We start from the raw sequence: 19,728 nt of genomic DNA, 5'->3' as shown, positions 1-19,728 counted from the left end.
GATTCTATTATACACCCTTAAAAGAGAATGTCAAGGCAAAAACTCAAAAAATTAGCACTCTTTTGTCAAGAGTGCTAAAAATCAGTCTAAAGACCTAGAAACTTACTGTTCATCTACTTGATATTTCCTTTTAAGTCTGAAAAAACCATAGATTAGATAAGAAATCATAAAAGCATATAGAGCAAAAATGACAAAGAAAGATTGAGACAGTTCTTCTCGAAACAAACTCATACAAACAACAAAACCTCCTAAGAAAGTAGCTGTACATGAACGAAGTCTATATCGCATAACTTCCCATCCGAGACCCTTACTCATATAAACTTGATCCTCTGGAAGTAAATCAGAAGCCGATTTACGAAGAATCCAACAAGAACCTGCTCCTATCAATTCCCAACCTCTATTTCTAAAATCTTGCAGTTCATGCTTATATTTTTTAAGAAATCTAGAATCATAGATACAGTAGATAACATCGTCTGGTTGACATTGGTCAAAATAGAAAAAACCAAAACGACTCGTTCTATACCTCCAACCTTTCAAGTGCATCTCATGCAAATATTCTTCCTTCTTGTCCAAATCAACAATGGTGAAAATCCGAAATTGCTTTTTATTTATCATGACTTCCCCTCCAATTTTGAGCATACCTACCCTATCATAAATCTGATAATTCCTTCTTTTTATGCCATAACTTCCAGCTAATATAGGCAACTATTAACAAAAGGATTAAAGACAAGAAAATATCTAGCCCGACCGCAAGTAAACTCCATAGACCATACGCATTACTTTTATTGAGCAACTTAAGTAAGAATGGTATATGTATGGCTAGCAAAAGTAAAACAGGTACTAATCGCAGTCTTAAAATGCGATTAACCATAGCTAACTTCCCAGCAGCGTCATTATAGATTTCAAATTCTGCATTCGATTCAATTTCAGAATGTGCTTTTCTAAAATAGGAAAAACTATTAAAGTCTGTAATATGCTCCCAGCCACAGTCTTTAAACAGTTGTAAATAGGAGGCTCTCTCTGATTTTTCCATTGGGTAAAAATCCAACTGATAAGACACTTGCTCAGGGTGACACTTTTCAAAGGTATACTTAACTGCAAACAATAAGATAGAATAGCTTACTTTTCTAAGTTTCCAGCCCTTAGCATGCATTTCTCTAAAGTATAGAGCCTCCCTCTCATAATCCGCAATTGTAAAAATTCGATAAACAATTTTCTTTTCCATCATCCTTCCTCCCGACTATTTCTGTAGAGGCGTTCAATACGCTTCAATTCAATATCTAAGACTTTTCGTCCCAAGTCTGTAATCTGATAGATTTTCCGTTTTTCCTCTTCTCGGACAAAGAAAATCAAACCATCCTTTTCCATTTTTGACAAGGTTCCATACATAGTTCCAGGACTAATCGAAACTTGCGAATCTGTCATCTCCTTGACCTTTTGCGTAATACTATAACCATGACCTTCCTTTTGCAGACAGAACAAGATATAAAAACCCGTTTCCGTCATGGGAAGATAAACTCGACGAATCTTATCCGTTAATTCCATTTGTAGCCACCTCCTATCCAGTTCGATATATCGCACTTCGTTATATAAAATATATCACACCTCGATATAAAACGCAAGAAAAAAGATCACCCACAGGCAATCTTTCTTCTATATTAGTAAAGGTCTAAATAATTATCAATTTCCCATTGTGAAACGAAGGTTGCATAACTTGCCCATTCGATTCGTTTAGCTTCAAGGAAACTAGTATAGATATGTTCTCCAAGAGCCGCTCTGACAACTTCATCTTCAGTCAGAGCTTTCAAAGCGTTGTGAAGAGTTGATGGAAGGTCTGTAATACCAGCTTCCTTGCGCTCTTCTGCTGTCATGATGTAGATATTTTCTTCGATAGGAGCTGGTGCTTCGATTTTGTTTTCAATACCATGCAAACCAACTTCCAAAAGAACAGCCATAGCGATGTATGGGTTTGCCATTGGATCCACTGAACGCAACTCAAGACGAGTTCCCATACCACGCGAAGCAGGCACGCGCACAAGTGGCGAACGGTTACGACCAGCCCAAGCAATGTAAACAGGCGCTTCATAACCTGGAACCAAACGTTTGTATGAGTTAACCGTTGGGTTCATGATGGCAGTATAGTTGTAAGCATGTTTGATCAAACCACCAAGGAAATGGTAGGCCGTTTCTGACAACTGCATTCCTTTTGGATCATTTGGATCAAAGAAGGCATTGTTTCCTTCTTCATCAAACAAGGACATATTACAGTGCATACCTGATCCGGCAATACCAAATTTTGGTTTCGCCATAAAGGTTGCGTAAAGCCCATGTTTGCGAGCAATGGTTTTAACAACAAGTTTAAAGATTTGAATCTTATCACAAGCACGGAGAACTTCATCGTACTTAAAGTCAATCTCGTGTTGTCCAACAGCAACTTCGTGGTGACTGGCTTCTACTTCAAATCCCATTTTGGTTAAGACATTGACAATCTCACGACGTGTATTGTCAGCAAGGTCAGTAGGCGCCAAATCAAAGTAGCCACCCTTGTCATTCACTTCAAGTGTTGGGTCTCCATTTTCATCCAACTTAAATAGGAAGAATTCTGGCTCTGGTCCAAGGTTAAAGGATTTGAATCCCACTTCTTCCATGTGACGAAGAGCACGTTTCAAATTGCCACGAGGGTCACCTGCAAATGGCTCACCTTCTGTTGTATAGACATCACAGATCAAACCTGCAACACTTCCATTTTCATCTCCCCAAGGAAAGACTGTCCATGTATCCAAGTCAGGGTACAAGTACATATCTGACTCATTGATACGTACAAAACCTTCAATAGAAGATCCATCAAACATAGCCTTATTTGACAAGACTTTATCTAACTGTTCATCTGTAGCAGGAATTTCGACGTTTTTCATGGTTCCCAAAATATCTGAGAACATGAGACGAATAAAGGTAACATTTTTTTCCTTGACTTCACGACGAATATCTGCAGCTGTGATTGGCATGAGTTTTCTCCTTAATGTATGACTACTTGCGGTTGCCTAACCGCGACCAAAAGGTGACCGTACTGAAGCAAAGCGACCCTGTTGGAGGAGTTCATTGTGAAGTGCACGACGTACTTCAGTCTGACTAACCGCTTTCTTGGATTTCGCTTCACGTTCAGCATATTTTTTCTTAATGGCAGCGATATTATAACCTTCAGAGATATAATCTTTGATTTCAAGCAGACGATCCATGTCATTCAAGGAATACATGCGACGGTTTCCTTCGTTTCGATCAGGCTTAATCAACTCTTGATCTTCATAATAACGAATCTGACGCGCCGATAGATCGGTCAACTTCATAACACTGCCGATAGGAAAAACAGCCATATTTCGGCGAAATTCTTTTTCCTTCATTTACAATTTCCTTCTTTCTGTCTATTATAGTCTAAAAAAAGACAAACGTCAATTGATAATGTTATAAAATGTAACATTATTTTTCTTTTTTCTCTAAAAAGAGCCGAATACGATCAATATCGTAATTTACGAGAATTGCGACAAAAACTCCCATGAAAGTTTCTGATACACGCGCAAACACGTACAAAATTGTTTCGCCGCTCGGAATCGATAGGGTAATGATTAACATGGCTGCTACACCACCAATAACCCCTGCTTTGTTATTCATGGCTACATTTGTCATAATGGTTAACATGGTGCAGATTGGAACAACAACTAAGGTTACCCAAAAGGCTTCGTGGAAAAAACTATTTATTAGGAAGAAAACCAAGGCATAGAGGCCACCGATACTATTTCCTAGAATACGCGAAGTCCCAAAATGAACACTCTTATCAAAGCTCTCCCTCAGACTAAAAACCGCTGTCAAAGCACCGATTTGAAGACCTTTCCAGCCAAAAAAGCCAAAAATCAAGAGAACTAGAAAAACAGCAATACCTGTTTTAAAGGTTCGCATACCAAGTTTGAACTGGGATTTATCGAATTTATATTTTTTAAAATAACTCATAATCTCAACTTTCTATTTCCATTTTATCATAAATCGGTGATTTTTATGAGTAATAGTTGAGAGGAAGCGTTTTTATTTTAAGCAAAAGAAAAGAGGAACTTTCATTCCTCTCTTCTTTGATTGTTTATAAAATCTTATTTTTCTGTCAAGGCTGCAAGTCCTGGAAGAACTTTACCTTCGAGAAGTTCCATTGATGCTCCACCACCAGTAGAGATCCATGAGAATTTATCTGCACGTCCAAGATTGATCGCTGCAGCAGCTGAGTCACCACCACCAATGATTGATTTAACTCCTGGTTGTTTCACGATAGCGTCCATCACACCAATTGTACCAGCTTGGAAGTCTGGGTTTTCAAATACACCCATAGGTCCGTTCCATACAACTGTTTTCGCACCAGTCAAAGCTTCATCAAATTTAGCGATAGATTTTGGACCGATGTCAAGACCAAGGAAGCCTTCAGAAACTGCTTCACCTTCAGTGTCACGCACTTCTGTGTAACCAGCAAATGCGTTTGCTTCTTTTGAGTCAACTGGCAAGATCAATTTACCATTTGCTTTTTCAAGAAGAGCTTTCGCAACATCCAATTTGTCTTCTTCTACAAGTGAGTTACCGATTTCGATACCTTGTGCTTTGTAGAATGTGTAAGTCATACCACCACCGATAAGGACTTTGTCAGCTTTTTCAAGCAAGTTTTCGATAACACCAATCTTGTCTGAAACTTTTGAACCACCAAGGATAGCCACGAATGGACGTTCTGGAGTTTCAACTGCTTCTTGGATGTAGGCGATTTCGTTTTCAAGAAGGAAACCAGCAACTGCTTTTTCAACGTTTGCTGAGATACCAACGTTAGATGCGTGTGCACGGTGAGCTGTACCGAATGCATCGTTTACGAAGATACTATCTCCAAGTGATGCCCAATATTTACCAAGTTCAGGATCGTTTTTAGATTCTTTCTTGCCATCAACATCTTCGTAACGAGTGTTTTCAACCAAGAGAACTTGTCCATCTTCAAGAGCGTTGATAGCTGCTTCCAATTCAGCACCACGAGTGACACCTGGGAAAACAACGTCTTGGCCCAATTTAGCTGCCAAGTCTGCTGCTACAGGAGCAAGTGATTTACCAGCTTTATCAGCTTCTTCTTTCACACGTCCAAGGTGAGAGAAAAGAATTGCACGTCCACCTTGTTCGATGATGTACTTAATAGTTGGAAGAGCTGCTGTGATACGGTTGTCGTTAGTGATTACGCCATCTTTCAATGGTACGTTGAAGTCAACACGAACGAGGACTTTTTTACCTTTCAAGTCAACGTCTTTAACAGTAAGTTTTGCCATGTTACAAAAACCCCTTTATTTATTTTATTCGAAACTATTATATCACACTTTGGAAATATAAGGAAAGATTTCACAAGATTTTTCGATATTTAATCTTTGTGACATCCTAGAGTATATTATTTTTGCTTTTTCTAACGAATTTTCTTTCTAAAATCTTAGCTTAACACTTGTTAGATTTACTTTTATCCTTTAAAATAGAATAGGAGAAATTCCGTTATTATTTTTCGGAGGAAAAAGAAATGTCCATTAATTGGCAGGAAATTTTATTTCACTTTTTAGGTGGTCTGGGACTATTCTTATATAGTATCAAGACCATGGGAGACGGTTTGCAACAAGCTGCTGGAGATCGCCTTCGGTTTTACATTGACAAATATACCAGCAATCCGTTCTTCGGTGTGCTAGTTGGTATCGGTATGACGGCGCTAATTCAGTCAAGTTCTGGTGTCACAGTCATTACAGTGGGGCTAGTCAGCGCAGGACTTTTGACCTTGCGTCAAGCTATCGGTATTGTCATGGGTGCCAATATTGGAACTACCGTTACATCCTTTATCATCGGTTTTAAGCTAGGAGATTATGCCTTACCAATGCTTTTCATCGGAGCGATTTGTCTCTTCTTCACCAAGAATCGCTCTATCAATAACATCGGACGTATCATTTTTGGTGTAGGTGGTATCTTCTTCGCTCTCAATCTTATGAGCGGTGCAATGGAACCTCTAAAAGACCTGCAAGTCTTTAGAGACTATATGGTTGAACTAAGCAAGAGTCCTATTCTAGGTGTCTTTGTCGGAACTGGACTAACCCTACTCATTCAAGCTTCTTCCGCAACTATCGGTATCCTACAGAATCTTTACGCAAGTGGTTTGATTGATCTACAAGGTGCCCTACCAGTCTTGTTTGGTGATAATATCGGAACGACCATTACAGCTATTATTGCTTCTCTTGGAGCTAATATCGCTGCCAAACGTGTTGCTGGTGCCCATGTCGCCTTTAACGTGATTGGTACGGTTATCTGTATTGTCTTCCTTGTACCTTTCACTGGCTTGATTCAATGGTTTGAATCTACACTCAATCTGGCTCCAGAAATGACCATTGCCTTCGCCCACGGAACCTTTAATATCACAAATACTATTATCCAATTTCCATTCATCGGAGCCTTGGCCTACTTTGTAACCAAGCTCATCCCTGGTGAAGATGAAGTTGTCAAGTACGAGCCACTTTATCTTGATGAGCATTTGATTAAACAAGCTCCATCAATCGCTCTCGGAAATGCCAAAAAAGAACTCCTTCACTTGGGAAATTATGCTTCTAAAGCCTTTGACCTTTCATACAACTACATCATTGACCTTAATGAAAAGGTAGCTGAAAAAGGCCACAAGACAGAAGAAGCCATCAATACCATTGATGAAAAATTGACTCGTTACCTTATTACTCTTTCAAGTGAAGCCCTTAGCCAGAAAGAAAGCGAAGTGCTCACCAACATCCTGGATTCATCCCGTGATTTGGAACGGATTGGGGACCACGCAGAAGCCCTAATCAATCTAACTGACTACCTTCAACGTAAAAATGTTGAGTTCTCTGAAGCTGCTTTGCAGGAATTGGCTGATATCTATCAAAAAACTACTGGCTTTATCAAGGATGCCCTTGATAGTGTAGAAAACAATGATATTGAAAAAGCTCAAAGTCTGATTGACCGCCATAAAGAAATCAACAATATGGAACGTGTTCTCAGAAAGACCCACATCAAGCGCCTCAACAAGGGCGAGTGTTCAACACAAGCTGGGGTCAACTTTATCGACATCATTTCCCACTACACTCGTGTGTCTGATCACGCTATGAATCTAGCTGAAAAGGTCATCGCTGAACAAATCTAAGAACCAAGAAGCTATCCTAAATGGGATGGCTTTTTCTTCTCCTAATCAAGAATTGCTCTTCTACCATATAGAAAAATGCTTTGATTCACAATGGAATCAAAGCATTTTAAAGAGCTCCCCGTACATAAGCGCAGAAGCTGCAGTTCCCCTGTACTTGGCTTCTTCTCTTTTGATAAAGCGAGCCAAGTTGAGCAACTCAGGTGCCGGATGTTTGGGATTTAGGAGCAATTCACGATTGACCAGGCCTGAGAGACGAACTGCCAGCAATTGCTCATTTGTAGTAGGCAGTTTTTTAGCAGTCTCTAGGAGAGCAGCAACTAAATCTTCACTCAAATCATGTCGAGCATGATTGTAAAGATCTTTCACAAGGCTTTCTAGGTTTGGTTCTACCATCCCTACCACCTCCCTTATGGTTTAATAATTTTTAATCAAATCAACTGTTGAACGATCCAATTTCTTCACCAAGGCTTGTAAGAAAGCTTGAGCTTCTAGGAAGTCATCCATAGCATAGAGGGTTTGGTGAGAGTGGATATAACGAGCGCAGACACCGATAGTTGTAGATGGGACACCACCATTTTTCAGATGAGCTGCGCCAGCGTCTGTTCCGCCTTTACCACAGTAGTATTGATACTTGATTCCAGCTTCTTCAGCAGTTGTCAAAAGGAAATCCTTCATACCTGGGAGAAGCAAGTGACCTGGATCATAGAAACGAATCAAGGTTCCATCTCCAATCTTACCTTGACCACCGTAGACATCACCAGCTGGTGAACAGTCAACTGCGAGGAAGACTTCTGGGTCAAACTTAGTTGTAGATGTATGAGCACCACGAAGACCAACCTCTTCTTGGACGTTAGAGCCAAGATAGAGTTCATTCCCGAGTTTTTGACCTGACAGAGCTTCCGCCAACTCGCTAACCATAAGAACACCGTAGCGGTTGTCCCAAGCTTTTGAGATGATATTTTTTTCATTGGCTGTCAAGATTGCAGAACTATCTGGAACAATGGTGTCGCCAGGACGGATGCCAAAGCTTTCTGCCTCAGCCTTATCCGCAAAACCACCATCAAAGACGATATCTGCAATAGCAGGCATGGTTGGTCCGCCCTTACCACGAGTCAAATGTGGCGGAACAGATCCTGAAATCACAGGAATTTCATGACCATCACGAGTCAAGAGTTTGAAACGTTGGCTGCTAACCACCATGGGGTTCCAGCCACCGATTTCTACGACACGGAAGGTACCGTCTGGCTTAATCTCGCTGACCATAAAACCAACTTCGTCCATATGAGAAGCGACCAAGACGCGCGGTGCATCTGCAGCTTCTGAATGTTTAATCCCGAAAATACCACCCAAACCATCTGTCACCACTTCATCCACGTGCGGTGTCAACTTTTCACGAAGATAAGCACGGACAGGTGCTTCATGACCTGAGACCGCAGCAAGTTCTGTTACTTCTTTGATTTTTGAAAATAATGTTGTCATTTCAGTTCCTTCTTTCTTTCATCCATTTTACCACTTTTTATAGGAGAAGGATAGCGGGAAGGTGGATTTCTAAATTAGTATCTTAGTCTTACTGTATCTTAGAAAAAGCTTGTATTTTCTTGCATGTGAGGTGAAATCTAAGAACTATTCCAAGACCAATCAAACTATTAATTCCCAAACAAAAAAATAATTCAATGATATATTTTTTACATTTTCACGAAAATTACAGAAAACGGTTGACTTCGCCTTCTTATTTCTTTAAAATAGTAGAAAACTAGGAAAAGGAAAAAATCATGACCAAAACAATTCTTGTTACAGGTGGAGCTGGCTACATTGGCTCCCATACCGTTAAAGCTCTTTTAAATGCTGGCTATCAGGTACATGTTCTAGATAATCTCTCTACAGGAAATCGTTCGGCTGTAGATAGTCGTGTTAGCTTTAAACAACTGGATGTTTATGATGCTAGTGCCCTAAAAGCTTACTTGGAAGAAAACAAGATTGACGCTGTTCTGCATTGTGCGGGTGAGATTGTTGTGAGCGAAAGTATTGAAAATCCAAGTAAATACTTCACTGCCAATGTTGCTGGTATGAACCAAGTTCTCAAAGTCTTATCTGAAGTTGGCATTCAAAAAATCATGTTCTCTTCTACTGCATCCCTCTATGGTAATAACTGTATTGACAAGCCAGCAACTGAAGATACCCTGCTCGATCCTGTCAATCCTTATGCAGAGACAAAACTGATGGGCGAACGAATGATTTACTGGATGGCTAATCGCTACGACTGGAAATATGTCATTTTCCGTTACTTTAATGTTGCTGGGGCTGAAATGGATGCTTCAAACGGCCTGCGTGTGAAAAATCCAACTCACATCATTCCCAATATCAACAAAACCGCATTGGGACAAAATGATAGCCTGAAAATATTTGGAGATGACTACGATACACGTGATGGTTCATGTATTCGAGATTACATTCATGTCTTGGACCTTGCACAGGCTCATGTTAAAGGAATGAACTACCTATTTCAAGAAAACAGTTCTTCTCAAATCTTTAACTTAGGAACTGAAAAAGGCTATACCGTCAAAGAAATCTTTAAAACTGCTGAAGAACTACTGAATCAAAAAATACCACACGAAATTGTTGCTCGCCGTGCTGGGGACCCAGCCAGCGTCCTAGCAGACGCATCAAAAGCTAAAAAATATCTTGATTGGAAGGCTAGCTACTCCCTCGAAGATATTATTTTATCGGATTATCATTGGCGTGTTAAAGAAGGCAAAAACATTTTGGAATAGGATAACAAAGGAGAAAGCCTTGGCGCTCTCTCCTTGTCTTATTTGTTAAATTGTCAGAAAATTTATTGACAGATTAAAGAAATCATGTTACAGTAATATCCGCAGGTATCTTTCGATACCAAATCTACATGAAAGGACGGGGTATGAAACTTTCTCATTATTTAATTGGCTTACTTCTACTCCTAGTCTTTCTCTCTATTAGCATTGGGACCAGTGATTTTTCATGGGGAAAGCTCTTTGCTTTCGACCAGCAGACCTGGCTTCTCTTTCAAGAGTCCCGTCTTCCAAGGACCATTAGCATTCTCCTGACCGCCTCTAGTATGAGTATGGCAGGACTTCTCATGCAGACTGTCACTCAAAATCAGTTTGCTGCTCCGAGTACAGTTGGAACCACTGAAGCCGCCAAACTGGGAATGGTGCTGAGCCTCTTTGTCTTTCCGTCGGCTAGTCTGACCCAAAAGATGCTCTTCGCTTTTGTTTCATCCATCATATTCACCCTCTTCTTCCTAGCCTTTATGACCATTTTTACCGTAAAGGAAAGGTGGATGTTGCCTCTGATTGGGATCATCTATAGTGGAATTATCGGTTCTGTGACAGAAGTTATCGCCTATCGTTTCAATCTGGTTCAGAGTATGACAGCTTGGACTCAGGGCTCCTTCTCCATGATTCAGACTCATCAGTATGAGTGGCTCTTCTTAGGCCTCATTATCCTGATAGCCGTTTGGAAATTATCCCAAACCTTTACCATCATGAATCTAGGAAAAGAAACTAGCGAAAGTTTGGGGATTTCCTACTCCCTACTTGAAAAACTAGCCCTCTTTCTGGTGGCGCTAACGACTAGTGTCACCATGATTACCGTGGGTGGCTTACCTTTCCTCGGAGTTATTGTTCCCAATCTTGTTCGCAAGCACTATGGAGATAACCTAAGTCAAACCAAACTCATAGTCGCACTAGTCGGTGCTAATCTAGTTCTGGCTTGCGATATCCTATCCCGAATTCTGATTCGGCCCTATGAGCTGTCTGTCAGTCTTCTACTAGGAATCATTGGTAGCCTCGTCTTTATCCTACTTCTATGGAGAGGGGGACGAAAAGATGCAGTTTAAAAGCAAACATACCAAGCTCCTCTGCCTTCTCATTATTCTGGCCATCGGAGCTTGTCTCCTCTATTTTTGGCCCATCACCCACCTGTCTGGCTTTACCTGGAAGTTGCGTTCCCAAAAAATTGTCGTTTATATCTTGGTAGCTATCGCGACTGGGATTTCGACCATTAGTTTTCAAACCCTGACGGAAAATCGCTTCCTGACGCCAAGTATTTTGGGAATTGAATCCTTCTACGTCCTACTGCAAACTCTACTACTGGTTTTTGAAAGTAAGTTTCTTCAACTCGGGAAGTCTCCCATCTTAGAATTCCTAGTTTTGCTTCTGCTTCAATCCCTCTTCTTTCTTGCCTTACAAGGCTACTTGAAGACACTGATGAAGCAAGATCTGGTCTTCATCCTACTAATCTGTCTAGCCCTCGGAAGTCTCTTTCGAAATATCAGTACCTTCCTTCAGGTACTGATGGATCCAAACGAATACGATAAACTGCAAAACAGTCTTTTTGCCTCCTTTCAACATCTCAACACTTCCATCCTAGCCATTGGTTCTCTGATTATCCTTGCTTTGACCATCTTTTTCTTTCGGAAAGCAGTCATTCTGGATGTCTTGCATCTGCAAAGAGAAACGGCTCAGATACTAGGAATCGATGTTGAAAAAGAACAGAAAGAACTCCTCTGGGGCATCGTGCTTTTAACTTCAACGGCCACTGCCCTGGTAGGACCTATGGCCTTCTTCGGTTTTATGTTGGCCAACCTCACCTACCTAATCGTCAAAGACTATCGACATAAGTTACTCTTTATAGTGGCCATTCTGGTTGGATTTATTAGTTTGACCTTGGGACAAGCTCTCATTGAACGAGTCTTTGCACTGGAAATTCGCATCAGCATGATCATCGAGAGCGTAGGTGGTCTCTTATTCTTTATCTTACTATACAGGAGGGCGCGTCGGTGAAACTGGAAAACATTGACAAATCCATTCAAAAACAGGATATTTTGCAAGGTATTACGCTTGAAGTCAGTCCTCAGAAACTGACAGCCTTCATTGGTCCAAATGGTGCTGGAAAATCGACTCTCCTCTCCATCATGAGCAGACTAACCAAGAAAGATCAGGGAATTCTTAGTATCAAAGGACGTGAAATCGAGAGCTGGAATTCGCAAGAACTGGCCCAAGAACTAACCATCCTAAAACAGAAAATCAATTACCAAGCCAAATTGACTGTTGAAGAACTGGTCAGTTTTGGACGTTTTCCTTACAGTCGTGGTAGACTGAGACCAGAAGACTGGGAAAAAATTCAAGAAACTCTGGACTATCTGGAACTGACCAACTTAAAAGACCGCTACATCGATAGCCTGTCTGGGGGACAACTACAACGCGTCTTTATAGCTATGGTACTGGCTCAGGATACGGACTTTATCTTGCTGGACGAACCGCTCAACAATCTTGATATCAAGCAAAGCGTTAGCATGATGCAGATTCTTCAGAGACTGGTGGAGGAACTCGGCAAGACCATTATCATCGTCCTCCACGATATCAACATGGCCAGTCAGTATGCAGATGAAATTGTCGCCTTCAAGGACGGTCAAGTCTTTAGCAAGGGAACGACAAATCAAATCATGCAGTCTGACCTGCTCAGTCAACTCTATGAGATTCCCATCACGCTAGCTGATATCAATGGCAAAAAGATCTGTATCTATAGCTAGCTATTCTGAACTCATGTTAGAAAACCCTCTGTCTCTTAGCTAACAAGCCTATCTAAGAGCCCCCTACATCGTTATCATATTTTAAAAAGGAGAAATCATGAAAACATCCCTTAAATTTTATCTCACTGCCCTAGCGGCCAGCTTCTTGCTCCTACTTGGTGCATGTAGTACAAACTCAAGCACTAGTAAGACGGAGTCAAGTAGCTCTGCTCCAACAGAGGTAACCATTAAAAGTTCACTAGGTGTAGTCACACTTTCAAAAGTCCCTGAAAAGATTGTGACCTTTGACCTCGGTGCTGCGGATACTATTCGCGCTTTAGGTTTTGAAAAGAATATCGTCGGAATGCCTACAAAAACTGTTCCGACTTATCTTAAAGACCTAGCTGGAAAAGTTAAAAATGTTGGTTCTATGGTTGAGCCAGACCTAGAAGCCCTTGCTGCTCTTGAACCAGACCTAATTATCGCTTCACCACGTACCCAAAAATTCGTAGATAAGTTCAACGAAATCGCTCCGACTATTCTCTTCCAAGCAAGCAAGGACGACTACTGGACTTCTACCAAGGCTAATATCGAATCTTTAGCAAGTGCCTTTGGTGAAACTGGCACACAGAAAGCCAAGGAAGAATTGGCTAAGCTAGACAAGAGTATCCAAGAAGTCGCTACTAAAAACGAAAGTTCTGACAAAAAAGCCCTTGCCATCCTCCTCAACGAGGGAAAAATGGCAGCCTTTGGTGCCCAATCTCGTTTCTCTTTCTTGTACCAAACCTTGAAATTCAAGCCAACTGACACTCAATTTGAAGACTCTCGCCACGGACAAGAAGTCAGTTTTGAAAGTGTCAAAGAAATCAATCCTGACATCCTCTTTGTCATCAACCGTACCCTTGCCATCGGTGGGGACAACTCTAGCAACGACGGTGTCCTAGAAAATGCCCTTATCGCTGAAACTCCTGCCGCTAAAAATGGTAAGATTATCCAACTAACACCAGACCTCTGGTATCTAAGCGGAGGCGGACTTGAATCAACCAAACTCATGATTGAAGACGCACAAAAAGCCTTGAAATAAGCTACTTTAAACTCAATAATATCTTTACATGATAAAACGCATCCTAGCAAGCTCACTCAAACCTGATAGGATGCGTTTTTATCATTTCACTAAAATATTTTTACCCAGCCTCATTTTTCTTCTTGATTCCGTTTGAGTGAAAAATAGTCTGGGACGGGGTCCTTGCCTGTTTTCGACCAGGGATGGCAACGTAAAATCCGAGCCAAGCCCATCAAAACACCCTTGAAGCCATGTTTTTCAATAGCCTGAATCATGTAGTTGGAACAAGTCGGATCAAAGCGACAAGAGGGTGGAAAGGCTGGCGAGATAAAACGTTGGTAAAAGCGCACAGGCGCTATTAAAATTCGTTTCATTATTTCTTGGTTACAGCCATGGTGTGTAGTTGGCTGATTTCTTTTTTATTAAGACGACGGGATTCTCCTGGACGGAGTCCTGTCAAGTCTAGATGTCCAAAACGGGTCCGTGACAACTTGTCCACTTGAAGACCGACAGCTTCAAACATCTTTTTAACCTGGTGGTTACGCCCTTCATGGATAGTCAACTGCACCACAGAGCGGTTTTTGACTGGATCCACTTTGAGAATCTCATAGACAGCCGGCTTGGTTTTCTTGCCATCAATCTCAAGTCCACGGGTCAAGGGGCGGAGATTATCCTTATTGGCCACACCTTTAACACGCGCGACATAAACCTTGTCAATCTCATTACGAGGGTGAATCATTTCATCCGTAAAATCCCCATCATTGGTCAAAATCAAGACTCCTGATGTATCCCAGTCCAAACGACCTACAGGGTAGATGCGCTCTTTCACGTTGGGCAAGAGGTCGACAACAGTCTTGCGGCCCTTGTCATCTGTCACGCTGGAAATGACACCGCGTGGTTTGTTAAGCAGATAGTAGACCTTTTCTTCGTTGTAGATGGGTTGGCCTTCTACTTCGACCTTGTCACCTGACTTGATAGTGGTTGCTAGTTCACGTACCACTTGGCCGTTAACCGTCACCAAACCTTGCTTGATCAGCTCTTCTGCTTTTCTCCTACTGGCCACACCTGCGTGGGCAATATACTTATTGATTCTCATCTTCTTCTATCCTTTCACCAAATAATTGGCTTTCTTGGGCTTGAATCTCAAGCTCATCAATCACTGGTAATTCTTCCAAATGGTTAATCCCCATGTAATCTAGGAAATAATCTGTAGTCACATAGAGGTTGGGGCGCCCCAACACTTCTTTTTTCCCGTCTTCTTTGATTAGATTAAAAGCCTGCAACTTTGCTAAAGCCCCACTCGAGTTGACACCACGGATGGCATCAATCTCTATCCGTGTGATGGGCTGTTTGTAGGCAATGATGGACAAGGTCTCAAGGGCAGCCCGAGATAAACTCTGGTTGATAGGTGCCTTAGAGTATTCCTTCAAAATCTCTGCAAATTGAGGCTTGGTCACCAATCTATAAGCGCCCCCTGTCTCAATCAGAGCCAAACTGGAATCTGGATCCTTTTCATACTTCTGGACTAATTTTTCTAAACTCTGTTGGATGCCTGTCGGTGGCAGAGAGAGGAGTTCAGCTAACTGGCGGACTCTAATCCCATCTTCACCCGCTACAAACAAGAGCGCTTCTATTTTTGCTAAAGTACTCATCTTTCCTCTCTATCAAGTCTAGCTTTGGGCCACTTGACTTTCTTCCTTCTTTTCCATGAGATAAATATCTCCGAAACTTTCCTCTTGCACAAGAATCAGCTCCTGGGTTTTGATTAACTCTAGGGTTGCCAAAAAGAGGGTGATGACCTCTTGGAGATTCTGGGCTTCCTTAAACAAATCCTGCAAGCGCAATTGATCTTGTCCAGTCAAGGACTCTTTCACGATAACCATCATGTCCTCAATCTTATACTCATCCCGCAAGATAGTCGTGTGATTCTGTGCAAACTCCTCTTTTTTCTTGGCTAGGATATTTGAAAAAGCCAAAAAGAGGTCAATGGTCGTCTTGTCATGCACAAGCTCCGCATCTTCGTAAATCAACTCTGTAGGCGCTTTGGAATAGTGCTGGGCCCGTTCTTGGTGCTTGGCTTCCAAGTGCTCACCCAAGAGCTTGAACTTGCGGTATTCTTCGATTTGAGAGAGAAGATCCTGCTCCAGGTCATCCTCCAAGTCTGTCACTTCTGCTACCTTTGGAAGGAGTTTGCGGCTCTTAATCAGCATGAGCTGACTGGCCATGACCATATACTCACCCGTCACTTCCAGACGCATAGCCTGCAGGGTTGAGACATAAGCTAGATACTGTTCGATGACTTCCGTAATGGGTACATCGTAGATATCCATCTGGTACTTAGAAACAAGGTGCAAAAGTAAGTCCAGAGGCCCTTCAAAATCTTTTAATTTAATATCCATTATCTATATTTTTCTAAGGTCAGGACTGTTTTTAATCCTAATTTTTTTGCAATTTCGTACAAATCGACCTTGTTTTCTATTTGTCTTAGAATGAACTGTTCCCGTAGGGCTTGGGCTGATAAGGCTGGAAAACCTTTCTCCTTGACAAAGGACTCTAGCTGACGAAAGGCCCACTGACGAGAATAGACTTTCCCTCCCCTTTCAAAGAGATAGGCCTGTCCCATCAAGGGTTCCAACTCTGAAAGCAAGGTTGTGGGAATGCTGACAATTCTCTGTTGGGAAGCCTTCTTGATTCGCAACACCTGAAAATCCAGATTGATGTCCGCAACCTTGAGAGCCAAAATCTCACTCGGCAAGAGTCCCAATTCTAAGTTAAGAAGAGCCAGTAAACGCCCCTCTGGATAATTACTTTCCTGCCAAAAAGAGTCTAGGTTTAACAGTTCTGGTTTTGAGGTCTTCTTTTCAGCTTGTTTAGCTAATTCCAAACGATAAAAGTTATCCACTTCTCCTTTTTGATAGAGAAAGTAGAGAAATTGGTTACAGGCCGAAATCTTTCGCTTCTGGGCGCTGATCTTTAGATTAGCTAGCTGGGCTTGGTAAATCTTGAGACTGGTCTCCGAAATCCGCTCGCCCACTATGTCTAAAAATTGCTCCAAATCATACTTATAGGACTGCTTGGAATTGGCAGATAAGCCCTGCTTTTCCTCTAAAAAGGCTGAAATCCTATCTCTCATTTGCATCGAATCTCATATTCCTTACTAAAATCATGCAAGAGGGCATTGACTGCCTTGAGGATAGACTTGCGCGTAATAATCCCTTGGAAAATACCAGACGCATCCACAACCGGTAAGAAAGACTCATCTACCAGCTTGTGCAAGACCTCCGTAATGGTAAAATCAGGCGAGACGACCGCTACGTCCGTTCTCGTCATATGAACGATATCCGTATCTGCCATGATTTCTTGACTCAAGTCATGCTCCATCTGATAAGCCATAATATCTCTGAGCCCAATCGTCCCAACAAACTGTTTTTCATCTGTCACAACAGGAACACGGGTATAGGTCATCTGACTGAGCAAGAGGGTCGCGTGATCCGCATTGTGAGTATCAATCAACACAGCTAGATTTTTAGCAGGAGTCAAAAAAGTTTCTTCTTGCCCCAACAAGAAAGTCTCAAACTCCTTGGCAATCATCGGCTAAACTCCTTGGACAAGCCCGGATACACCTCATGGTCTCGTGTCAAAAAGTCCACTTTAAAATAACTATCATCAATCTCCACACGAGCATAGAGACATTCTCTGATGGTCCCACGTGGTTGACTGATGGAACCTGGATTTAGAAAAAGAGTCTTTCCTTCCATCCAAGCATTTGGCACATGCAAGTGACCATAAAGACAGATATCGGCCTCTTCTTCCTGAGCCCAGTAGTCTAACTTTTGAAAATTGAAATTAATGTCAAACAAATGTCCATGAGTTTGGATAATCTTGATCGAACCAAGCTCAGTCACCAACCGTTCTGGGTAGCCAGCGTAGAAGTCCATGTTCCCTTTAACAACGCGGATGCCTTCCCAAAGGGGAGAATCCGGACGCAGTTCAGAATCGCCGTTATGAAAAACGGCGTCAACTTTGCCCACATAGCGATCACGGATTTCTTCCACAATCAAGCTATCGCCATGGGAATCGCTCATTACAATGATGGTTTGCTTTGCCATGATGGAAATACCTCCAAAAGTTTCTTAACGGCTAAGGCACGGTGAGATTGACTATTTTTTTCTTCAAGGGTTAATTCAGCTGATGACTTGCCTGTCTCTCCTACAAGGAAGAGAGGGTCATAGCCAAAGCCATTTTCACCTTTAGGTTCAAAGTTAATGTAGCCAGGCCAGTCTGCTTCAACAACCAAGCTTTCCTTGTTTGGACTGGCTACGACTAGGGTTGTATGGAATTGAGCCGAGCGGTCCTTGAGTTCAAAGACCATGGCCAATTCGTGCAAGAGTTTGGCATTGTTTTCACGGTCAGTAGCTCCCACTCCTGCGAAACGAGCTGACCAGACACCTGGCAAGCCACCAAGGACATCGACTTTGAGACCTGAGTCATCTGCCAAAACCATCTTGCCCGTTAATTGAGAAATAGTTTCTGCCTTGAGACGGGCATTTTCTTCGAAGGTCATGCCTGTTTCAGCTACTTCAGGCAAGTCAGGATAGTCATTGAGATTTTCCACATCGTAGCCTAGCTTGTCAAAGATAGCTCGGAATTCCTTGGTCTTGCCCTCGTTACGAGTCGCAATCAATAAGGTTTCTCTAACTTTGCTTGTCTCAAAGAAATCATGAACATTGACCCCTTCTTTAGGCAATTCCACATGCAGGAGTTGCCCATTTTCAACCAAGAGTAAAGCCCCCTGACGTTGGATGACTTCCACATTTCGTCCCATTTCTTGGTTGAGGATATCTACCACAAAAGACAATAAACGGTAGAGAGAACCATAGCGTAAAACAGTAACAGAAACAGGAAAACCTCGATCCTCATCTCGAAATCTTTGGGCAAACTCCAATAGAGGAAAATCCAAGTCATCATCCGTCAACGTCCGGACGCCACCAAAAATACCATAGGACCCGACATACCAGTCCTGTTCATCCTTGTATTCATAAATTTTATTTGTCATAATTCTACATGCTCCACATGAATCTCTTTTTCCAGCCATTCTTCACCAATTTGTGCAAAACTTTGGCTGCTGGCTGTTGTATAAAAACGGTGATGGAGTGGTCCGGCATCGCGACCACGATTGATTTCAAAATAATTAAGTAAGACTGAGATATCCCGTACGCACTCTGCCCCACTATCGATGAGCTGAACCTTGGGTCCCATGACATTTTGAATAATGGGTCTGAGGAGTGGATAATGGGTACAACCCAAAATCAGGCTATCCACCTTTCCAACCAAGGGACGTAGGGTTTCATAAACTACTTTCTTAGTGACACTGGTTGACAGAGCCCCAGACTCCACCAAGGGAGCAAACTTGGGACAGGCCAAACTCTTCACCTGTAAGTCCGGATCCAAATCATGGATTTTCTGTCGGTAGATGTCAGATTGTACCGTCATAGGCGTTCCAATGACTCCGATTTTCCCACCTTGACTAGACTTGATAGCTGCCGAAGCTCCTGGCAAAATCACACCTAGGACAGGAATATCTAGTTGAGCCTTGATTTCTTCCCAGACGACCGCAGTCGCTGTATTACAAGCAATGACAATCATTTTGACATCCTTGGTCAAAAGAAAGTTGACCAACTGCCAAGTATATTCACGAATTTGCTCAGCAGGACGGGGACCATAGGGCGCCCGCGCCGAATCTCCAATATAGACGATTTCTTCATGGGGAAGCTGGCGCATGAGCTCGCGCACAACGGTCAAGCCCCCGACACCCGAATCCAAAAAACCAATTGGTCGATTATCCATACAGTCTTCTTTCTAGTCTTTTTTCTGATTGATAGTTCATTATGATTATTTATCTTTATGAACCGA

The 19,728-nt window shown here is 42.0% G+C and carries 24 protein-coding genes; 6 read left to right on the top strand and 18 right to left on the bottom strand.

Annotated elements, in window-relative coordinates; all coding sequences use genetic code 11:
* Positions 1-102: 102 nt before the first annotated feature.
* The 7 genes from TZ90_RS09235 to TZ90_RS09205 form a co-directional block, all read right to left on the bottom strand.
* Positions 103-615 carry a DUF2812 domain-containing protein gene (locus TZ90_RS09235; protein ID WP_045612848.1) on the bottom strand — a complete coding sequence of 171 codons (513 nt, stop codon included), beginning with the start codon at positions 613-615 and terminating at the stop codon, positions 103-105.
* A gap of 34 nt (positions 616-649) precedes the next feature.
* A complete protein-coding gene (locus TZ90_RS09230) occupies positions 650-1,225 on the bottom strand; it encodes a DUF2812 domain-containing protein (protein WP_043901516.1) in 576 nt (191 codons plus the stop codon).
* On the bottom strand, positions 1,225-1,545 hold the full coding sequence (locus tag TZ90_RS09225) for a PadR family transcriptional regulator (RefSeq protein WP_045612791.1): 321 nt from the start codon (positions 1,543-1,545) through the stop codon (positions 1,225-1,227). Before TZ90_RS09225 ends, TZ90_RS09230 begins: the two co-directional genes overlap by 1 nt.
* A gap of 113 nt (positions 1,546-1,658) precedes the next feature.
* A complete protein-coding gene (gene glnA / locus TZ90_RS09220) occupies positions 1,659-3,005 on the bottom strand; it encodes a type I glutamate--ammonia ligase (protein WP_004255939.1) in 1,347 nt (448 codons plus the stop codon).
* 36 nt (positions 3,006-3,041) lie between these two features.
* Positions 3,042-3,398 carry a transcriptional repressor GlnR gene (gene glnR, locus TZ90_RS09215; RefSeq protein ID WP_000659548.1) on the bottom strand — a complete coding sequence of 119 codons (357 nt, stop codon included), beginning with the start codon at positions 3,396-3,398 and terminating at the stop codon, positions 3,042-3,044.
* Between the two features lie 76 nt (positions 3,399-3,474).
* Complete coding sequence (locus tag TZ90_RS09210) at positions 3,475-4,002, bottom strand: FUSC family protein (protein ID WP_000119914.1); 528 nt, start codon at positions 4,000-4,002, stop codon at positions 3,475-3,477.
* A gap of 134 nt (positions 4,003-4,136) precedes the next feature.
* Positions 4,137-5,333, bottom strand: a complete 1,197-nt coding sequence (locus tag TZ90_RS09205; RefSeq protein ID WP_045612790.1) for a phosphoglycerate kinase — start codon at positions 5,331-5,333, stop codon at positions 4,137-4,139.
* A 239-nt stretch (positions 5,334-5,572) separates the two neighbouring features.
* Between TZ90_RS09205 and TZ90_RS09200 the strand changes: the two genes are divergently transcribed.
* A complete protein-coding gene (locus TZ90_RS09200) occupies positions 5,573-7,204 on the top strand; it encodes a Na/Pi cotransporter family protein (RefSeq protein WP_000026621.1) in 1,632 nt (543 codons plus the stop codon).
* 96 nt (positions 7,205-7,300) lie between these two features.
* Here TZ90_RS09200 and TZ90_RS09195 read toward each other — a convergent pair whose 3' ends face one another.
* Together TZ90_RS09195 and pepA are read right to left on the bottom strand one after the other, a co-directional pair.
* On the bottom strand, positions 7,301-7,597 hold the full coding sequence (locus TZ90_RS09195) for a bacteriocin immunity family protein (RefSeq protein WP_004260989.1): 297 nt from the start codon (positions 7,595-7,597) through the stop codon (positions 7,301-7,303).
* Positions 7,598-7,618: 21 nt separating this feature from the next.
* Positions 7,619-8,683 (bottom strand): glutamyl aminopeptidase, encoded by a 1,065-nt coding sequence (gene pepA / locus TZ90_RS09190; protein WP_033684763.1) that lies wholly within the window; start codon positions 8,681-8,683, stop codon positions 7,619-7,621.
* A 293-nt stretch (positions 8,684-8,976) separates the two neighbouring features.
* Here pepA and galE point away from each other — a divergent pair, with 293 nt between their 5' ends.
* The 5 genes from galE (at position 8,977) to TZ90_RS09165 (ending at position 13,836) form a co-directional block, all read left to right on the top strand.
* A complete protein-coding gene (galE, locus tag TZ90_RS09185; RefSeq protein ID WP_045612789.1) occupies positions 8,977-9,975 on the top strand; it encodes a UDP-glucose 4-epimerase GalE in 999 nt (332 codons plus the stop codon).
* Between the two features lie 143 nt (positions 9,976-10,118).
* Positions 10,119-11,078 carry an ABC transporter permease gene (locus TZ90_RS09180; protein WP_045612788.1) on the top strand — a complete coding sequence of 320 codons (960 nt, stop codon included), beginning with the start codon at positions 10,119-10,121 and terminating at the stop codon, positions 11,076-11,078.
* Positions 11,068-12,024 carry an iron chelate uptake ABC transporter family permease subunit gene (locus TZ90_RS09175; protein WP_045612787.1) on the top strand — a complete coding sequence of 319 codons (957 nt, stop codon included), beginning with the start codon at positions 11,068-11,070 and terminating at the stop codon, positions 12,022-12,024. The genes TZ90_RS09180 and TZ90_RS09175 overlap by 11 nt, the downstream gene beginning before the upstream one ends.
* The gene (locus TZ90_RS09170; RefSeq protein WP_045612786.1) at positions 12,021-12,773 is read left to right on the top strand and encodes an iron ABC transporter ATP-binding protein; all 753 of its coding nucleotides are present in this window, start codon (positions 12,021-12,023) and stop codon (positions 12,771-12,773) included. The genes TZ90_RS09175 and TZ90_RS09170 overlap by 4 nt, the downstream gene beginning before the upstream one ends.
* A gap of 97 nt (positions 12,774-12,870) precedes the next feature.
* Positions 12,871-13,836, top strand: a complete 966-nt coding sequence (locus TZ90_RS09165) for a siderophore ABC transporter substrate-binding protein (RefSeq protein ID WP_045612785.1) — start codon at positions 12,871-12,873, stop codon at positions 13,834-13,836.
* A 110-nt stretch (positions 13,837-13,946) separates the two neighbouring features.
* On the opposite strand, the gene yidD is transcribed toward TZ90_RS09165, so the two are convergent.
* From yidD to racE, 9 genes are read right to left on the bottom strand one after another with little or no spacing between them, the layout of a single operon-like run.
* On the bottom strand, positions 13,947-14,189 hold the full coding sequence (yidD, locus tag TZ90_RS09160) for a membrane protein insertion efficiency factor YidD (protein ID WP_045612784.1): 243 nt from the start codon (positions 14,187-14,189) through the stop codon (positions 13,947-13,949).
* Entirely contained in the window at positions 14,189-14,911 is a 723-nt protein-coding gene (locus TZ90_RS09155; protein WP_001222228.1) for a pseudouridine synthase, read from the bottom strand. Before TZ90_RS09155 ends, yidD begins: the two co-directional genes overlap by 1 nt.
* The gene (gene scpB / locus TZ90_RS09150; protein WP_045612783.1) at positions 14,898-15,467 is read right to left on the bottom strand and encodes an SMC-Scp complex subunit ScpB; all 570 of its coding nucleotides are present in this window, start codon (positions 15,465-15,467) and stop codon (positions 14,898-14,900) included. The genes TZ90_RS09155 and scpB overlap by 14 nt, the downstream gene beginning before the upstream one ends.
* A gap of 18 nt (positions 15,468-15,485) precedes the next feature.
* Positions 15,486-16,214: a segregation/condensation protein A gene (locus TZ90_RS09145; RefSeq protein ID WP_045612782.1), complete on the bottom strand. Its 729-nt coding sequence runs from the start codon at positions 16,212-16,214 to the stop codon at positions 15,486-15,488.
* Positions 16,214-16,948, bottom strand: a complete 735-nt coding sequence (gene xerD / locus TZ90_RS09140; RefSeq protein ID WP_282184345.1) for a site-specific tyrosine recombinase XerD — start codon at positions 16,946-16,948, stop codon at positions 16,214-16,216. Before xerD ends, TZ90_RS09145 begins: the two co-directional genes overlap by 1 nt.
* Entirely contained in the window at positions 16,945-17,406 is a 462-nt protein-coding gene (gene cbpB / locus TZ90_RS09135; RefSeq protein WP_020903098.1) for a cyclic-di-AMP-binding protein CbpB, read from the bottom strand. Before cbpB ends, xerD begins: the two co-directional genes overlap by 4 nt.
* Positions 17,403-17,924, bottom strand: coding sequence for a metallophosphoesterase (locus tag TZ90_RS09130; RefSeq protein ID WP_045612780.1), 522 nt, complete (start codon positions 17,922-17,924; stop codon positions 17,403-17,405). The genes cbpB and TZ90_RS09130 overlap by 4 nt, the downstream gene beginning before the upstream one ends.
* Positions 17,900-18,871, bottom strand: a complete 972-nt coding sequence (locus TZ90_RS09125) for a nucleoside-triphosphate diphosphatase (protein WP_000182446.1) — start codon at positions 18,869-18,871, stop codon at positions 17,900-17,902. The genes TZ90_RS09130 and TZ90_RS09125 overlap by 25 nt, the downstream gene beginning before the upstream one ends.
* Entirely contained in the window at positions 18,868-19,662 is a 795-nt protein-coding gene (racE, locus tag TZ90_RS09120; RefSeq protein WP_045612779.1) for a glutamate racemase, read from the bottom strand. Before racE ends, TZ90_RS09125 begins: the two co-directional genes overlap by 4 nt.
* Between the last annotated feature and the right edge of the window lie 66 nt (positions 19,663-19,728).

The sequence above is a fragment of the Streptococcus mitis genome (assembly GCF_000960005.1).
GTDB classification, from domain to species: Bacteria; Bacillota; Bacilli; order Lactobacillales; family Streptococcaceae; genus Streptococcus; species Streptococcus mitis_CK.
The sequence above is the reverse complement of the archived record's forward strand: the minus strand, read 5'-3'. Positions and strand labels throughout refer to the sequence as shown.

Excerpts from the sequence above, each read along its gene's own strand:
- TZ90_RS09235 (WP_045612848.1), bottom strand. The coding sequence starts at position 615 with ATGATAAATAAAAAGCAATTTCGGATTTTCACCATTGTTGATTTGGAC.
- TZ90_RS09230 (WP_043901516.1), bottom strand. The coding sequence starts at position 1,225 with ATGGAAAAGAAAATTGTTTATCGAATTTTTACAATTGCGGATTATGAG.
- TZ90_RS09225 (WP_045612791.1), bottom strand. The coding sequence starts at position 1,545 with ATGGAATTAACGGATAAGATTCGTCGAGTTTATCTTCCCATGACGGAA.
- glnA (WP_004255939.1), bottom strand. The coding sequence starts at position 3,005 with ATGCCAATCACAGCTGCAGATATTCGTCGTGAAGTCAAGGAAAAAAAT.
- glnR (WP_000659548.1), bottom strand. The coding sequence starts at position 3,398 with ATGAAGGAAAAAGAATTTCGCCGAAATATGGCTGTTTTTCCTATCGGC.
- TZ90_RS09210 (WP_000119914.1), bottom strand. The coding sequence starts at position 4,002 with ATGAGTTATTTTAAAAAATATAAATTCGATAAATCCCAGTTCAAACTT.
- TZ90_RS09205 (WP_045612790.1), bottom strand. The coding sequence starts at position 5,333 with ATGGCAAAACTTACTGTTAAAGACGTTGACTTGAAAGGTAAAAAAGTC.
- TZ90_RS09200 (WP_000026621.1), top strand. The coding sequence starts at position 5,573 with ATGTCCATTAATTGGCAGGAAATTTTATTTCACTTTTTAGGTGGTCTG.
- TZ90_RS09195 (WP_004260989.1), bottom strand. The coding sequence starts at position 7,597 with ATGGTAGAACCAAACCTAGAAAGCCTTGTGAAAGATCTTTACAATCAT.
- pepA (WP_033684763.1), bottom strand. The coding sequence starts at position 8,683 with ATGACAACATTATTTTCAAAAATCAAAGAAGTAACAGAACTTGCTGCG.
- galE (WP_045612789.1), top strand. The coding sequence starts at position 8,977 with ATGACCAAAACAATTCTTGTTACAGGTGGAGCTGGCTACATTGGCTCC.
- TZ90_RS09180 (WP_045612788.1), top strand. The coding sequence starts at position 10,119 with ATGAAACTTTCTCATTATTTAATTGGCTTACTTCTACTCCTAGTCTTT.
- TZ90_RS09175 (WP_045612787.1), top strand. The coding sequence starts at position 11,068 with ATGCAGTTTAAAAGCAAACATACCAAGCTCCTCTGCCTTCTCATTATT.
- TZ90_RS09165 (WP_045612785.1), top strand. The coding sequence starts at position 12,871 with ATGAAAACATCCCTTAAATTTTATCTCACTGCCCTAGCGGCCAGCTTC.
- yidD (WP_045612784.1), bottom strand. The coding sequence starts at position 14,189 with ATGAAACGAATTTTAATAGCGCCTGTGCGCTTTTACCAACGTTTTATC.
- TZ90_RS09155 (WP_001222228.1), bottom strand. The coding sequence starts at position 14,911 with ATGAGAATCAATAAGTATATTGCCCACGCAGGTGTGGCCAGTAGGAGA.
- scpB (WP_045612783.1), bottom strand. The coding sequence starts at position 15,467 with ATGAGTACTTTAGCAAAAATAGAAGCGCTCTTGTTTGTAGCGGGTGAA.
- TZ90_RS09145 (WP_045612782.1), bottom strand. The coding sequence starts at position 16,214 with ATGGATATTAAATTAAAAGATTTTGAAGGGCCTCTGGACTTACTTTTG.
- xerD (WP_282184345.1), bottom strand. The coding sequence starts at position 16,948 with ATGAGAGATAGGATTTCAGCCTTTTTAGAGGAAAAGCAGGGCTTATCT.
- cbpB (WP_020903098.1), bottom strand. The coding sequence starts at position 17,406 with ATGATTGCCAAGGAGTTTGAGACTTTCTTGTTGGGGCAAGAAGAAACT.
- TZ90_RS09130 (WP_045612780.1), bottom strand. The coding sequence starts at position 17,924 with ATGGCAAAGCAAACCATCATTGTAATGAGCGATTCCCATGGCGATAGC.
- TZ90_RS09125 (WP_000182446.1), bottom strand. The coding sequence starts at position 18,871 with ATGACAAATAAAATTTATGAATACAAGGATGAACAGGACTGGTATGTC.
- racE (WP_045612779.1), bottom strand. The coding sequence starts at position 19,662 with ATGGATAATCGACCAATTGGTTTTTTGGATTCGGGTGTCGGGGGCTTG.